Origin of the sequence: Acidovorax sp. Root402, from assembly GCF_001425125.1 — a bacterium.
GTDB classification, from domain to species: domain Bacteria; phylum Pseudomonadota; class Gammaproteobacteria; order Burkholderiales; family Burkholderiaceae_C; genus Acidovorax; species Acidovorax delafieldii.
Genome location: NZ_LMDQ01000013.1, coordinates 172715 through 186140, shown reverse-complemented (window position 1 = coordinate 186140; position 13426 = coordinate 172715). Strand labels below are relative to the sequence as shown.

Below are 13426 nucleotides of genomic sequence, written 5' to 3'. Positions count from 1 at the left end.
CTACAACCAGCGTTCGCGCATCAGCGCCAGCATCTGTGCGGCCGATCGGCCTCGGTGGCTGTGGGCGTTTTTCTCCTCCACGGGCAGCTCGGCAAAGGTCTTGCCGAACCCGGGGATGAACATTACGGGGTCGAAGCCAAAGCCGTTACTGCCCCGGGGTTCGGTGGTGATCTCGCCCACCACGCGGCCCACGGCAATCAGCGGCTCCGGGTCTTGCGGGCTGCGCACGGCGACCAGAGTGCTGACCATGGCGGCGCGGCGATTGGTCACGCCTTGCAGTTGCTCCAGCAGGGCGCGCACGTTGTTGTCGTCGCTTTTCTCGTAGCCGAACTGGGTGCAGTAATACGCGGTGTCCACGCCCGGCAGGCCGCCAAAAGCGTCCACACACATGCCGGCATCGTCGGCCAGCGCAGGCAAGCCCGTGTGTTCGGATGCAAACCGTGCCTTGGCCAGGGCGTTTTCGACAAAGGTGCGGAAGGGCTCCTCGGCCTCACCCACACCCAGGTCGGCTTGGCGCACCAGTTCCACGCCCAGGGGCGCAAACATGGCCTGCAACTCGGCCAGTTTGCCGCGGTTGTTGGATGCTAGAACAATTTTCATGGTCAAAATGGCCGCAAGCGCTAGTGAAATATGCGCAAGCAGCTATCAATTAAGGAGTATTTTGCAGGGCTTGCTGCTGCAGCTGCACCAGCTGGGCGATGCCCTGTTCGGCCAGCCCCAGCAGTTGGTCCATCTCGGCGCGGGTAAAGGCCACGCCTTCGGCTGTGCCCTGCACCTCCACATAGTGGCCTGCGCCCGTCATCACGACGTTCATGTCGGTGTCGCAATCCACGTCTTCCACATATTCCAGGTCCAGCAGCGGCGTGCCCTGCACGATGCCCACCGAGATCGCCGCCACTGGCTGCAGCAGCGGCGACTGGGCGATCTTGCCGCTGGCCAGCAGCTGGTTGACCGCATCCTGGGCCGCGACCCACGCGCCGGTGATGGCGGCGGTGCGTGTGCCACCATCGGCCTGGATCACGTCGCAGTCGAGCTGGATGGTGCGCTCGCCCAACAGCTTGAGGTCAAACACGGCGCGCAGGCTGCGACCGATGAGGCGCTGGATCTCCTGCGTGCGGCCGGTCTGTTTGCCCCGTGCGGCCTCGCGGTCACTGCGGGTGTGGGTGGCACGCGGCAGCATTCCGTACTCCGCCGTGACCCAGCCCTCGCCGCTACCGCGCTTGTGCGGGGGCACACGCTCTTCCACCGAGGCGGTGCAGAGCACCTTGGTGTTGCCAAACTCAATCAGCACCGAGCCTTCGGCGTGCATGGTGTAGTGGCGCGTGATGCGCACAGGGCGCAGTTGGTTGGCGGCGCGGTTGCCGGTTCGGATGAAGGTGGTCATATGATTCTCTATATCAAGCGAGTCGCCCACCTGCGTCATGAGGTGGGCGATGAAAGGCGAAAAAACCTGATTCCATGCATTCGCATGGAGGGAGCCTGGAGGCAACCCACAGCGCCGATGGCAGTTCAGGCCTTGCGGGCAGCAGAGCGACGGATGGCTTCGTTGATTTCGGCGATCGACCGCTCAATGGCCGCATCGTCCAGGTCATCCACCAGCCCATCGAGCGGGCCCGCCTGGATGGTGGACGCAAACACGTCGTCGCTGATGCTGTCCGTGGACACCCCCTGGGTGGACTCGAACGCATCTGGCGTCTCCCACTCCAGAGCCACCACGGTCACGTTGTCACTGCTTTCCCCGGCTTTGCGAAGGGCATCTTCCACCAGCTCGGGCACAGCGTGCGACACGGTGTTGCGGCCCAGCTGCTTGGCGATGTCTTCGTCGCTGAGCGTGCCCCACAGGCCGTCTGAGCACAACAGAATGCGGTCGCCCTGCTCCAGGTACACAGGGCCGGTAATGTCGTAAATGGGCTTGGTGGGGGAACCCAGGCAGGTGAACAGCACGTTGCGGTTGATCTTGTCCAGACCAGGGGGCGGCGTGTTGCGCAGCTCCATGTACGAGTGGTCCCGCGTACGGGTCAGCAGATCGCCATCGCGCACCATGTACAGGCGCGAGTCTCCGCAATGGATCCAGGTAGCGGTACCGGCCTGCAACACCGCCGCGACCAAGGTGGTGCGCGGTGTGTCGAGCATGCCTTTCTCTGTGGCGTAGCGCAGGATCTGGTGGTGTGCCGCGAGCAACGCGCCGGACAGGAACTCCTGCACATCCTTGAGCTGGGGTTTGGCCTGGCGCTGGAACAGCGCCGAGATGGTCTGCAGCGCGATCTGTGCGGCCACTTCACCTTCAGGGTGGCCACCCATGCCATCGGCCAATACAAACAGGCCCGATTCGCGCGTGTAGCAATAGCCCATGCGGTCTTCGTTCTTCTCGCGGCCGCCACGGCGGCTGATCTGGAATACCGAGAACTTCATAAGGACTCACGCAAACAAGGATGCACCCGGGCGCCATCCGTGGACATGTACCTCGCCCGAACCCGCATTGCGTGCGTCTGGTTCATTTGGGCTTGGCTCCGATACCGGTGGCTTCACCCACCTTCTGCACATTTTTCTTGGTGTCAGACACCAGGGTGTCCAATTGCAGTCGCATCTTCTCGGCCACCGTGAGCTTGGTGTAGCGGCGCTCACCCTCGCGGCTGAGCTCTTTCTGCAAGGCAAACACCGACTGGGGGCGGGACAGCGGGTCAAGCGCCATGCACCACTCCACCACCTCGATCAGGTTGTCGGAATACACGCCACGCAACTTGGTCAGGGCGAGCGACAGGCGGTCCTTGTCCACGCGCTGCGGCGCCTCGTTGGGCGGAAAGCCCTGCATGCAGGCGTAAATGCAGGCGCCGATGGCGTAGATGTCGGTCCACGGCCCCATCTGCGAATCGCGCCGGTACATCTCGGGCGCAGCAAAGCCGGGGGTGTACATGGGGCGGATGAAATTGCCTTCCTTGCTCAGCACCTCGCGCGCCGCGCCGAAGTCGATCATCACGGCCTTGTTGTCGTCGGTGATGAAGATGTTGGCGGGCTTGATGTCCAAGTGCAGCATCTTGTGCTGGTGCACGATGCGCAGGCCGCGCAGCACTTCGTCGAACAACGAGCGGATGGTGGACTCGCGGAACACCTTTTGTGTCTTGAGGTCGCGGGCGGTGATGATGAAGTCCTGCAGGGTCGCGCCCTCCAGGTAGTTCATCACCATGTAAACGGTTTCGTTCTCGCGGAAGAAATTGAGCACGCTCACCACGGAGGCGTGCGAGATCTGGGCCAGCGAGCGACCCTCTTCAAAGAAGCTCTTGAGCCCCAGGCGGTACAGCGAGAGCTTTTCGGGCGGCACCTTCGGAAGCAACTCACCAGGAGCGCGGGTCGCCAGGGAGGAAGGAAGGTACTCCTTGATGGCCACCTGCTGGCCTTCGGCGTCGAGGGCCAGATAGACCACACCAAAACCACCGGAGGACAACCGGCGCACCACACGGTAACCGCCAATTGCGGTATCGGGCGGCAAGGGGGCCGGTTTGATTTTTGACATATTTTGCGAAGATGATTCGGGGGTAAGGCGGAACCCGGATAATCGCCGGATCGCAAGCAACCATCAAAAAGTCCAATGCCAGTTTACAGCATGACCGGATACGCCAGCGCACAGCATGGCGCATCTGCCACTGGCGCTGAAACCGACGCCCGCGCCCCCCAGACGCGCAGGCTGGGACTGGAAATCCGATCCGTCAACAGCCGCTTTCTGGACCTGTCGTTTCGCCTGCCTGACGAGCTGCGCGCCATGGAGCCCACGCTGCGCAGCTTGCTCACAGCGCGCCTGAAACGCGGCAAGGTCGAAGTGCGAGCCGCCCTCGACACCGACGACAGCAACAGCCTGCAAGACCCGCCTGCACGACTGCTGCAGCGGCTCAACTCTTTGCAGGACTCCGTCAGGGCCTGGCTGCCCAGCGCAGCCCCCCTCACCGTGGCCGACGCCTTGCGCCTGTGTGCCAATGCACATTCGGGCACCGAGGACTGGAGCGAAGCCGTTCCGGCCCTCGCCGAAGAAGCATTGACCGCCCTGCTGGCCGCCCGCGAACGTGAGGGCAAGCGCCTCGCAACCATGCTGCTGGATCGCGTCAAGCAGCTGCGGGCCTTGGCCGAACAGGCGGTCCCCATGGTTCCGCTGCTGGTGGAGCAGCAACGCCTGCGCTTCATGGAGCGCTGGAAAGAGGCGATGGCCCTCACCGACGGCTCTACCCTCCCCGAGGCTGCCCGTGACCGCGCATTGACCGAGGCCACGGCGTTTGCCATCCGCATCGACGTGGCAGAAGAGATCACGCGGCTGGACTCGCATCTGGATGAAATCGAGCGCCTGCTGAAAAAAGGTGGCGAAGTGGGCAAGCGCCTGGACTTCCTGATCCAGGAACTCCACCGCGAAGCCAACACGCTGGGCTCCAAATCTGCCGCGCTCGACCTCACCCGCATCAGCGTGGACATGAAGGTGCTGATCGAGCAGATGCGCGAGCAAGTGCAAAATATCGAATGACACTCATTTTTTGATAGCGCCTTGCGCACATCAACCATGGACTATCCAGGAAATCTCATCGTCGTGGCAGCACCCAGTGGTGCTGGCAAGTCCAGCTTGGTCAAGGCCTTGCTGGAGCTGGACTCGCATGTCCACCCCTCCATCTCGCACACCACCCGTGCGCCCCGCGGCCAGGAAAAGCATGGCCGCGAATACTTCTTCGCGTCGGAGTCCGAGTTCGACGCCATGGTGCAAGGCAACGCGTTTGTCGAATGGGCCCATGTGCACGGCAACCGCTATGGCACCTCCAAAAAAGCCATCGAAGAGCGCATTGCCCAGGGCTCAGATGTAATTCTGGAAATCGATTTTCAGGGCGCACTGCAGATCAAGCAGGCATTTGCCAATGCGGTGCTGGTTTTCATCCTCCCGCCCAGCTGGGAAGAACTGCGATCGCGGCTGGAGCGGCGGGGCGAAGACTCTGCGGATGTCATCGAAGTACGCCTCAAAAATGCCGCCATCGAGATGGCCCAGGTCAGCAAATTCGACTTCGTTATAATCAATGAGTTGTTTGAGCGCGCGCTTTTCGACCTGAAAGCCGTAGTTCACGCCCAGCGACTCAAGTACGCCGCTCAGCGCCGCGCCCGTGCTGACACCTTTCAGTCGCTCAATATCACCTGAATCCCCGGAGTAAACGATGGCACGCATCACCGTAGAAGACTGTCTGGAAAAGATCCCCAACCGCTTCCAGCTCGTACTGGCCGCCACGTACCGTGCCCGCATGCTCAGCCAAGGCCATGCTCCACGCATCGAAAGCCGCAATAAGCCCGCCGTGACTGCCCTGCGTGAAATCGCCGAAGGCAAAGTGGGTCTGGAGATGCTCAAGAAGGTTCCCGGTTGAACGTTCTGCTGGGCAATGCCCACCCAAAAGCACCGCGCCAGCGGTGCTTTTTTTTGCCCGAAAGCCCTCTGGCGCAGTCCCGCGCTACATTTAAGGCATGAACGCGGTGCTCAATTCACCTTCTGCAACGCAGCCCCGCCCGGGTGACCCATCTCCGGCAGGCAATCTCTCGGCAGCCGCTGCGGCCGCCAACGCGGCTGCGGCCAGCTTCGCCGCACTGACCGATAGCCTGGACTACCTGGACGCCGTCAGCATCGAGCAGGTGCGCCAGGCGTACCGTTTTGCCGACGAAGCCCACCTGGGGCAGCTGCGCAACAGCGGTGAGCCCTACATCACCCATCCTATTGCAGTGGCTGCGCAGTGCGCGGCGTGGAAGCTCGATGCCCAGGCGCTGATGGCCGCGCTGCTGCACGACGCCATGGAAGACTGCGGCGTGACCAAGGCCGACCTGATCGACCGGTTTGGCGCCCCAGTGGCCGAACTGGTGGATGGCCTTACGAAACTGGACAAACTGCAGTTCAACACTCGCGAAGAAAATCAGGCCGAGTCGTTTCGCAAAATGCTGCTGGCCATGGCGCGTGATGTACGCGTCATCCTCATCAAGCTGGCCGACCGAACGCACAACATGCGCACGCTGTCGGACATGCCGCGCAGCAAATGGGGCCGCATCTCGTCCGAGACGCTGGAAATTTACGCGCCCATTGCACACCGCCTGGGCCTGAATCAGACCTATCGTGAGCTGCAGGATCTGGCCTTCCGACACCTGCACCCCTGGCGCTATGCGACCTTGGCCAAGGCCGTCAACAAATCCCGCAACCGCCGGCGCGATCTGGTTCAGAAGGTGCAGGCCGAAGTGGATGCCGCCTTCTCCAAGATCGGCATGAAGGTGCGCCTGGCAGGCCGCGAGAAAACGCTGTACGCCATCTATCAAAAGATGGACCTCAAGCACCTGAGCTTTGCCCAGGTGACGGACATCTATGGCTTTCGAGTCATCGTACCGACTGTGACCGATTGCTACACCGCCTTGGGTGTACTGCACCAGATGTACAAGCCGGTACCTGGAAAGTTCAAGGACCATATTGCCATTGCCAAACTCAACGGCTATCAGTCTCTGCACACCACCCTGGTGGGGCCCTCGGGCGTGAACATCGAGTTCCAGATGCGCACCGATGAGATGCACGTGATTGCCGAAGCCGGCGTGGCAGCACACTGGCTGTACAAAGCCCAGGACGGGGAAGGTACGGCAGCCGAGCGCCTTGGCACCAAGTGGCTGCAGTCCTTGCTGGACATACAGAACGAAACGCGGGATGCGGCGGAGTTCTGGGATCACGTCAAGGTGGACCTGTTTCCCGATGCGGTCTACGTCTTCACACCCAAAAGCCAGATCATGGCGTTGCCGCGCGGCGCCACGGTGGTGGACTTTGCCTATGCCATTCACAGCAATGTGGGTGACCGCACGACCGCCGCCAAGATCAATAACGAGCAGGTTCCGCTGCGCACCGAACTCAAGAACGGGGATGTGGTGGAGATCATCACCGACCCCGTCTCCACACCCAACCCAGCGTGGCTTGGTTTTGTGCGCACGGGCCGGGCACGGTCCAAGATCCGCCATTACCTCAAAACCTTGGCCCAAACCGAGTCCGAAGGGCTGGGTGAAAAACTGTTGACCCAAGCCATCCGAGCGGAAGGCCTCGAACAACTGCCCCCCGTCAGCGCTGAGACCCAACCGCTGTGGGACAAGCTGCTGCGCTTCACCGGCAATCGCACGCGCAGCGAGCTGATGACCGATCTGGGCCTGGGCAAACGCATTGCCAGCATCGTCGCCAAACGGTTGATGGTGCTGATGTCGGAGCATGGCCACCGTCCGGATGCTCTGCTCATGACTCGTGAGCGCTACACATCTCACGAAACCCTGTCGCAAGGGGCCGTCACGCTGGATGGCAGCGAGAATGCCTCTGTGCAATATGCCACCTGCTGCCGTCCCGTGCCGGGCGACAGCATCGTCGGTTATCTGGGCCGCGGTGAGGGACTGGTCGTGCACAACGCACATTGCAGTGTCGCCAAACGTCTGCAGCATAAAGACAGCGAACGCTTCATTGCCGTAGACTGGTCGGACGAGCCCACCCGAATGTTCGAAACGGGCGTGGTCGTTACCGTGAACAACGGCAAGGGGGTGCTGGCACGCGTGGCAGCGGAGCTTGCCAATTCAGAGGCCGACATCACCCACGTGGACATGGACGATGAGGCGGCCTTGGACACCACGGATCTGCGATTCATCGTCGCGGTTCGCGATCAGGCACATCTCGAGCTGGCATTGCGCAACCTGCGCCGCACACAGGCTGTGCTGCGTGCAGCCAGGATTACTCCACAGCCCTGACACCTCAGCACGGCACCAAGCCCTGAGGTCGATACAACAGACGCGCAGTTCGGCGTCTGTGTGCGAACGGGCTACGTAGCCACACTACGAGGCGGGTACTGCACCTCCACCACCTCCAAATGGCGCACTCCGCCCGGCGTGGGTAACTGCACCTCGTCCCCAACGCGCGCCTTCAGCAGTGCCCGGGCCACAGGTGAAATCCAGCTGACCTGACCCATACGGCTGTCGGCCTCGTCGATGCCCATGATGGTGATCGTGCGCTCACCATCCTCGTCGTCGGAGTAGGTGACGGTGGCTCCAAAGAAGACCTGTTCACTGCCCGCATGCAAACTAGGGTCCACCACCTCGGCGATCTCAAGCCGCTTGGTCAAAAAACGAATGCGCCGATCAATTTCGCGCAGGCGCTTCTTGCCATAGAGGTAGTCGCCGTTTTCAGACCGGTCTCCGTTGCTGGCCGCCCAGTGCACCACATCCACGATCTTCGGCCGCTCGCTATCGATGAGATCTAGAAGCTCTGCCCTCAGCCGTGCATAGCCTGAAGGGGTGATGTAGTTTTTGCCACCCGGCGGCAAAGGAGGCAGTGCCAATCCTTCGTCATCATCGGCGTTATCGGTTTCCTTGGTAAAAGCCTTGCTCATTGCCAGAACTCTCCAATCAGCGCAAAGCGCCTGGACAAATGAAAAAGCCTGCAATCTCACGATTGCAGGCTTTAAACATTGGTGCGGCTGGCAGGAATCGAACCCACGACCCCTTGGTTCGTAGCCAAGTACTCTATCCAGCTGAGCTACAGCCGCTAAGCTTTGAATTATAGCATGATTTCTTGGCGACCCTTGAAACTTGCTTTTTTTCTGATTGCCTTCCTGAATCAGGCTACGCAAACAGGCAGTCAATTCAACGCAAGCCAAGATTGTAATGCACGATGAAGGCTCCAAAAACAAACTGAGCGATTTGGATCACAAAACACATCGATTGTTGATGGATTCACCCTGCGAGCGAGGGTGGTAGGGCGTGTTGGACTTGAACCAACGACCAAAGGATTATGAGTCCTCTGCTCTAACCAACTGAGCTAACGCCCCCAGCCATGCTCCAGCGCTATACAACGGGGCAAGCGCCGTATTGTAGGGGCTTACTTGCGGTGGCTGAGCGCGTTGGACACCAGCTTGGAGGTGATGTCCACAATCTGGATCATGCGGTCGTATGGCATGCGCGTAGGACCAATCACGCCCAAAGTCCCCACCACCTTGCCATCAACCTCATAGGGGGAGCTGACGATCGAAAGCTCTTCAAAAGGCACAACCTGGCTCTCGCCACCGATGTAGATGCGCACCCCTTCCGCTTGGCTGGAGATGTCCAGAAGGCGAAGGATTTGTGTCTTCTGCTCAAACAAGTCAAATGCCCTGCGCAGGTTGCCCATGTCGCTGGAGAAATCACTGACGGACAGCAGGTTGCGCTCTCCAGAAATCACCACCTCATCCTGCGCCTCGGACAGTGCCTCTGAGCCTACGTTGACTGCCGCCTGCATAAGCGATGCAATCTCTCCGCGCAATACATCGACCTCGGACTTCAAACGTTCTCGCACCTGCTCCATTGCGAGTCCGGCGTAGTGGGCATTCAGGAAGTTGGAGGCCTCTACCAGTTGCGACTGGGAGTGATCCACCTCGGTGAAGATCACGCGATTCTGTACGTCACCTTCCGGCGACACGATGATCACGAGGAAGCGCTTTTCGGAGAGTCGAAGAAACTCTATGTGGCGAAATACCGAGGTACGCCGCGGTGCCATCACCACTCCAACGAACTGGGAGAGGTTGGACAACAGCTGTGCGGCGTTGGCGATGACTTTTTGCGGCTGTTCAGGTGCCAGCTGGGGCGGCATGACAGACTCCCGCTGCACCGTGAGCATCGTGTCCACAAACAAACGGTATCCACGCGCTGTGGGAATACGGCCAGCGGAGGTATGGGGACTCGCAATCAGCCCTAGCTCTTCCAGGTCCGCCATCACGTTTCGTATCGTGGCAGGCGACAAATCCAACCCGGACGCGCGGGAAAGGGTACGCGACCCTACGGGCTGCCCATCAGCGATGTAACGCTCGACCAGGGCTTTGAGCAACAACTTGGCACGGTCATCGAGCATGGAATGATTTTACTTTTGTAATCGTGTTTTGGCCCAGCGGTCCCGTCCTCCGAGGCGGTGGGGGTGGTCACGCAAGCTGCTGAGCGGCTCGCCAAGCATATCCGCCAGATTGGTCTGGTCGCACCAGCAGGAAGGGCAACGCCCGGCGGCCTGGGACACATCTTCATCAGGCAAGGCACGCATTCAGCGCCACATTTTGGCTTCTGGTTGACGGACAGGTTACACCCACCGTCTACTCAGGCCCGCCAGCGCCCCACGCCGTGGGGCAGAATTCGGCCATCTGCGGTCGTTGGAACCAGCAATCCAGCCTATGACATATCTTTGGCGAATTCCCGAGACCAATTCAGATGGTCTAATCGGCACCTACTTACGCTCGAACGGATTGGACCGATTTGAGCTCCGCAAAGGCAAGCGCATCAAGGTCAATGAGGCGATGCCAACTGTGCAGTTTGATGAGCGGACGCATTGCCTCTTGGCCTTCGATTGCCTCTCAAACACTGCAGTGCCCCTGATAAGCCAGCGCTTGGGGCAGGTGCTGCTGGACATCTGTGCGCAAGACGTTCAGCTTGTTCCAGCGCGAATTGAGGCAGCAGACGGTGTCTTGGATGGGTGGTCCTTGCTCAATGCCATAGCGACGGTGCGCGCTATCAATCACAGCAAGTCGGTCTACACGATGGTCCCCGGAACTCAAGCAATCATGGGCTTCCGGCATCTGGAGTTGCTTGAGGACTGTTTGGTCGGGCACCAGATCGCTCGAGACACAGAGTATCTCGGCCACCTACTTGTAAGCGATTCATTGGCACAGGCGCTGTCGGATTTCTCTGGTGCAACATTCGAACGGCCCGAAGAGGCCTACCACCAGAGTATGAGAAGGCGCTAGAACTCAGCCAACGAAGTAAGCTGACCGGCTCTGAATGAGCGACTGCTTACCGAAAAGTTGGATAGCCGGTATGGGCCCAAAGCGGAAATTTAATGCGATCAAAACAGCAATGCCAGCGATCAATAAGGCGCTGAATTAGTACGCTGGTACTGCGCTTAAAGCCAGAACACAAGCTGACATCTCTGCCATTGACTGACTTGCGCATGCCCATTGCCGCCGCCAGATTGCAGCGACGAGAAGGCCTGAGGCGATGAAAAAAGCCACAAAAAACAACAGGGGCCCGACATCGAGAATCATGCCATTCAGAAAATGCTGGATGCCATCCAAAGGTGGAGGGAGTTTGGGGGTTGCGAGCAGCGTTGATGACCAAGGCAGTAGAAGCAAACCCACGCATAGCAGCACGGTGCTGACCCTGATCCGGAGTTGTGGTTTCATTCTTTTGATCCAAGGCTGCTTCTGGCCGAATTCTGCCCCACCGAGAGGGACGCTAGCGGGCCCAAAACTGCCTAACGCTCGTCGCCAAAGCAGACGCTCGACAGCTGAACCACGCCATCTAGGCCATTGGTCCGTTTCGGTGGTAGCCCACAGTCAAATTGAGTCGTTCATGTCGCTGCCCAACTGCTTTCCTCGATAGCAACAGAACGACAAAGCCCGGACGCAAGAATTGCGTCCAGCAATCTCCGTTTCGAATGTTGGACGCGAGAAACGGCCCGCAGGTAGCCTCGATTCTTTCTACGGCATTGGGCACACCGCCCAATGGAACTCGAAGCCAGCAGGACAGTGCTTTCAGCGGCTGCTTTCCATCTATGTCGAAGATGAACCTCAAGGGCAGATGCCCGACCAACTCAGTGCCGAAGAGCTTGCCTGGACTCTTCACGCTGTATTCGAGATAAGCGGTGCCGGCTTTCGTCCGTCGATTCCACTTGCCACCGGGGTGGGCTAGTTCGAGGTCTTCATGGGAGACGTCCCAGGAGACTCCGAGCAGTCCCTGTTCAAGTTTTGGGTCAGACATCGAGTTGTTCATCTAAGGGCTGCTTCTGGCCGAATTCTGCCCGACGGCGAGGGACGCTACCGGGCCCAGAGCAGACAATGCACACGCTCCTGAGCGGTCATTCCATTTTCGTCATCTGCTCGAACCCAGTGAGAAAAACGAGGGGTATTCAGTTGGCGCACTTAAAGTTTCGTACACCCACGTCAAGGGCGGCGGTGACGGAGGCGCAGTTTGGTCAGTCAAAGACCGGACGTGTGAAAGGTAGGCGCCTGCAAATTTGGTACCGTCGATGAGGATAGATGTCCCGGAGCACATCGTGACGGTGCCTTCGGGCCCAGCTATAAAAATATACGAAAGTGCTGGGAACAATGGAATTCCGCAGTCCCCTGAACCCCTACCTGAATAGATCTGGGAAGGCGGAGGCGTCGATGCCTTGATGACTTCCAACAATCTGTAACGAGCAACATACCCCGGCCAGCCTTGCGGCTCTTTCATATCGCTGGTTTCATCTGTTGCGATAACTTGAGCCACGACGATAAAAGTGGCATCTGCAACGCGCTCCGATGTTGATATAGCTTTGTTGCACGAGCACGCAAAAACACTTTCAGCAAGGCCCAGCGTTAAAGCAACCACCGACATGACCATTCGGACCCATGTCAATTTGAGGTGAGGGTGGCTCATAAAACGTATGTCTTCTTTTGGCCGGATTCAGCCCTCGAACTCCAGCCATGCATCTGCGTGGCGCCGCGACGATGGGCCAAGTGCGGCAAGAAACTGCGGGAGCACGCCCAGTTCACTAGCTGAGGCGACTAGCCCCTCGATGAACCCTGTGGCAACTACAGTCACCAAAGCTATATCCCCGCTCTCCATCGCTGTCTCAACCAGCAAGATCGCTCGCTGTGTCTCAGCGGCAGCTGGATTCGTTGAGGCGTCCAACAATCGATTGACGAAGCTCGACAAAAGCGTCGTCTCCGGCGGCTCTTGCGGCGTCCAACTCTCATCTGCCTCGTACAACACTGGCTTCAGAACTGGTGAGTTGCCAAGCACCTCAATGAATGCCCGAGTGGATGTCTTCATACATTTAGCGCGTCGTGCGAACGTCCGGTTGTGGCCGAATTCTGCCCCACGTCGAGAGACGTTAGCGGCTCCTGGCGCGACATAAAACTTTCTGGAAAGTGGGCGTCCAGTTCACATTTGTAGCCCCTGTTCCAATGTTGGCAGCTACTGCCGAAACGAGCCCTTCGGTCTCACCATCTGTTTGAGATTCTTGAGCTTTCGAGGCGCGCGCTCAGTCCATAAAATTTCCGCCCCATCTTGCAGCTCCTCGTAGATTGGAAGGACATCGGTGATACCTACCAACTTCCATTGAACAGGGACGCCTTGAGTTCCGCCCTTGTATGGTTTCGCATTCTCGCGAGCTACCGTCATGCCCTTTTCATAGGCTTCTTCAAGGGTCGATGCACGTACAAGGATTGTGTTTTCCCACGACAGGAATCGAGCTTCATCATCGTCCTTTCTGTCGTCTTCCAACTCAACGAAGCGCAGCAGATACGAGACCGCATACCAGCCCACTGGTGAAAGATTTTTGTCGTGTGTCATGCAAAAATTCTCAAACCTGCAGCCAGCGCCAAACACAGTGCCACCAGCTCAACTGAAACCCTGAGCG

Annotated in this window: 15 protein-coding genes and 2 tRNA genes; 5 read left to right on the top strand and 12 right to left on the bottom strand. The window is 59.2% G+C overall.

Annotated elements, in window-relative coordinates; translation table 11 throughout:
* From rdgB to ASC83_RS08325, 4 genes are all read right to left on the bottom strand, one after another.
* Positions 1–600, bottom strand: coding sequence for an RdgB/HAM1 family non-canonical purine NTP pyrophosphatase (gene rdgB / locus ASC83_RS08340; RefSeq protein WP_056060557.1), 600 nt, complete (start codon positions 598–600; stop codon positions 1–3).
* A 49-nt stretch (positions 601–649) separates the two neighbouring features.
* On the bottom strand, positions 650–1384 hold the full coding sequence (gene rph, locus ASC83_RS08335) for a ribonuclease PH (protein WP_056060554.1): 735 nt from the start codon (positions 1382–1384) through the stop codon (positions 650–652).
* 125 nt (positions 1385–1509) lie between these two features.
* Complete coding sequence (locus ASC83_RS08330) at positions 1510–2412, bottom strand: PP2C family serine/threonine-protein phosphatase (RefSeq protein ID WP_056060550.1); 903 nt, start codon at positions 2410–2412, stop codon at positions 1510–1512.
* 82 nt (positions 2413–2494) lie between these two features.
* Complete coding sequence (locus ASC83_RS08325) at positions 2495–3511, bottom strand: serine/threonine-protein kinase (RefSeq protein ID WP_015012787.1); 1017 nt, start codon at positions 3509–3511, stop codon at positions 2495–2497.
* 90 nt (positions 3512–3601) lie between these two features.
* Here ASC83_RS08325 and ASC83_RS08320 point away from each other — a divergent pair, with 90 nt between their 5' ends.
* The 4 genes from ASC83_RS08320 (at position 3602) to ASC83_RS08305 (ending at position 7758) form a co-directional block, all read left to right on the top strand.
* Positions 3602–4504 carry a YicC/YloC family endoribonuclease gene (locus ASC83_RS08320; protein WP_056060548.1) on the top strand — a complete coding sequence of 301 codons (903 nt, stop codon included), beginning with the start codon at positions 3602–3604 and terminating at the stop codon, positions 4502–4504.
* A gap of 36 nt (positions 4505–4540) precedes the next feature.
* Positions 4541–5161 (top strand): guanylate kinase, encoded by a 621-nt coding sequence (gene gmk, locus ASC83_RS08315; RefSeq protein ID WP_056060545.1) that lies wholly within the window; start codon positions 4541–4543, stop codon positions 5159–5161.
* Between the two features lie 16 nt (positions 5162–5177).
* On the top strand, positions 5178–5381 hold the full coding sequence (rpoZ, locus tag ASC83_RS08310; RefSeq protein WP_005794722.1) for a DNA-directed RNA polymerase subunit omega: 204 nt from the start codon (positions 5178–5180) through the stop codon (positions 5379–5381).
* A 97-nt stretch (positions 5382–5478) separates the two neighbouring features.
* Positions 5479–7758, top strand: coding sequence for a bifunctional (p)ppGpp synthetase/guanosine-3',5'-bis(diphosphate) 3'-pyrophosphohydrolase (locus tag ASC83_RS08305; protein ID WP_056060542.1), 2280 nt, complete (start codon positions 5479–5481; stop codon positions 7756–7758).
* A 71-nt stretch (positions 7759–7829) separates the two neighbouring features.
* Here ASC83_RS08305 and greB read toward each other — a convergent pair whose 3' ends face one another.
* From greB to hrcA, 4 genes are all read right to left on the bottom strand, one after another.
* Entirely contained in the window at positions 7830–8396 is a 567-nt protein-coding gene (gene greB / locus ASC83_RS08300; protein WP_056060541.1) for a transcription elongation factor GreB, read from the bottom strand.
* Positions 8397–8475: 79 nt separating this feature from the next.
* Positions 8476–8552, bottom strand: a tRNA-Arg gene (locus tag ASC83_RS08295).
* Between the two features lie 205 nt (positions 8553–8757).
* Positions 8758–8834, bottom strand: a tRNA-Ile gene (locus ASC83_RS08290).
* 50 nt (positions 8835–8884) lie between these two features.
* A complete protein-coding gene (gene hrcA, locus ASC83_RS08285) occupies positions 8885–9889 on the bottom strand; it encodes a heat-inducible transcriptional repressor HrcA (protein WP_056060538.1) in 1005 nt (334 codons plus the stop codon).
* Positions 9890–10199: 310 nt separating this feature from the next.
* On the opposite strand from hrcA, the gene ASC83_RS08280 reads away from it, so the two are divergent.
* Positions 10200–10769, top strand: a complete 570-nt coding sequence (locus tag ASC83_RS08280) for a hypothetical protein (RefSeq protein ID WP_056060535.1) — start codon at positions 10200–10202, stop codon at positions 10767–10769.
* A gap of 135 nt (positions 10770–10904) precedes the next feature.
* Here ASC83_RS08280 and ASC83_RS23915 read toward each other — a convergent pair whose 3' ends face one another.
* The 4 genes from ASC83_RS23915 to ASC83_RS08270 form a co-directional block, all read right to left on the bottom strand.
* On the bottom strand, positions 10905–11204 hold the full coding sequence (locus ASC83_RS23915) for a hypothetical protein (RefSeq protein ID WP_156379462.1): 300 nt from the start codon (positions 11202–11204) through the stop codon (positions 10905–10907).
* A gap of 118 nt (positions 11205–11322) precedes the next feature.
* Positions 11323–11793 (bottom strand): hypothetical protein, encoded by a 471-nt coding sequence (locus ASC83_RS23910; protein WP_156379461.1) that lies wholly within the window; start codon positions 11791–11793, stop codon positions 11323–11325.
* Between the two features lie 675 nt (positions 11794–12468).
* Positions 12469–12837: a hypothetical protein gene (locus ASC83_RS08275; protein WP_156379460.1), complete on the bottom strand. Its 369-nt coding sequence runs from the start codon at positions 12835–12837 to the stop codon at positions 12469–12471.
* Positions 12838–12981: 144 nt separating this feature from the next.
* Positions 12982–13359: a DUF4288 domain-containing protein gene (locus tag ASC83_RS08270; protein ID WP_056060530.1), complete on the bottom strand. Its 378-nt coding sequence runs from the start codon at positions 13357–13359 to the stop codon at positions 12982–12984.
* Between the last annotated feature and the right edge of the window lie 67 nt (positions 13360–13426).

Bases quoted from the DNA above. Each gene is read 5' to 3' on its own strand.
- rdgB (WP_056060557.1), bottom strand. From the start codon at position 600: ATGAAAATTGTTCTAGCATCCAACAACCGCGGCAAACTGGCCGAGTTG.
- rph (WP_056060554.1), bottom strand. From the start codon at position 1,384: ATGACCACCTTCATCCGAACCGGCAACCGCGCCGCCAACCAACTGCGC.
- ASC83_RS08330 (WP_056060550.1), bottom strand. From the start codon at position 2,412: ATGAAGTTCTCGGTATTCCAGATCAGCCGCCGTGGCGGCCGCGAGAAG.
- ASC83_RS08325 (WP_015012787.1), bottom strand. From the start codon at position 3,511: ATGTCAAAAATCAAACCGGCCCCCTTGCCGCCCGATACCGCAATTGGC.
- ASC83_RS08320 (WP_056060548.1), top strand. From the start codon at position 3,602: ATGACCGGATACGCCAGCGCACAGCATGGCGCATCTGCCACTGGCGCT.
- gmk (WP_056060545.1), top strand. From the start codon at position 4,541: ATGGACTATCCAGGAAATCTCATCGTCGTGGCAGCACCCAGTGGTGCT.
- rpoZ (WP_005794722.1), top strand. From the start codon at position 5,178: ATGGCACGCATCACCGTAGAAGACTGTCTGGAAAAGATCCCCAACCGC.
- ASC83_RS08305 (WP_056060542.1), top strand. From the start codon at position 5,479: ATGAACGCGGTGCTCAATTCACCTTCTGCAACGCAGCCCCGCCCGGGT.
- greB (WP_056060541.1), bottom strand. From the start codon at position 8,396: ATGAGCAAGGCTTTTACCAAGGAAACCGATAACGCCGATGATGACGAA.
- hrcA (WP_056060538.1), bottom strand. From the start codon at position 9,889: ATGCTCGATGACCGTGCCAAGTTGTTGCTCAAAGCCCTGGTCGAGCGT.
- ASC83_RS08280 (WP_056060535.1), top strand. From the start codon at position 10,200: ATGACATATCTTTGGCGAATTCCCGAGACCAATTCAGATGGTCTAATC.
- ASC83_RS23915 (WP_156379462.1), bottom strand. From the start codon at position 11,204: ATGAAACCACAACTCCGGATCAGGGTCAGCACCGTGCTGCTATGCGTG.
- ASC83_RS23910 (WP_156379461.1), bottom strand. From the start codon at position 11,793: ATGAACAACTCGATGTCTGACCCAAAACTTGAACAGGGACTGCTCGGA.
- ASC83_RS08275 (WP_156379460.1), bottom strand. From the start codon at position 12,837: ATGAAGACATCCACTCGGGCATTCATTGAGGTGCTTGGCAACTCACCA.
- ASC83_RS08270 (WP_056060530.1), bottom strand. From the start codon at position 13,359: ATGACACACGACAAAAATCTTTCACCAGTGGGCTGGTATGCGGTCTCG.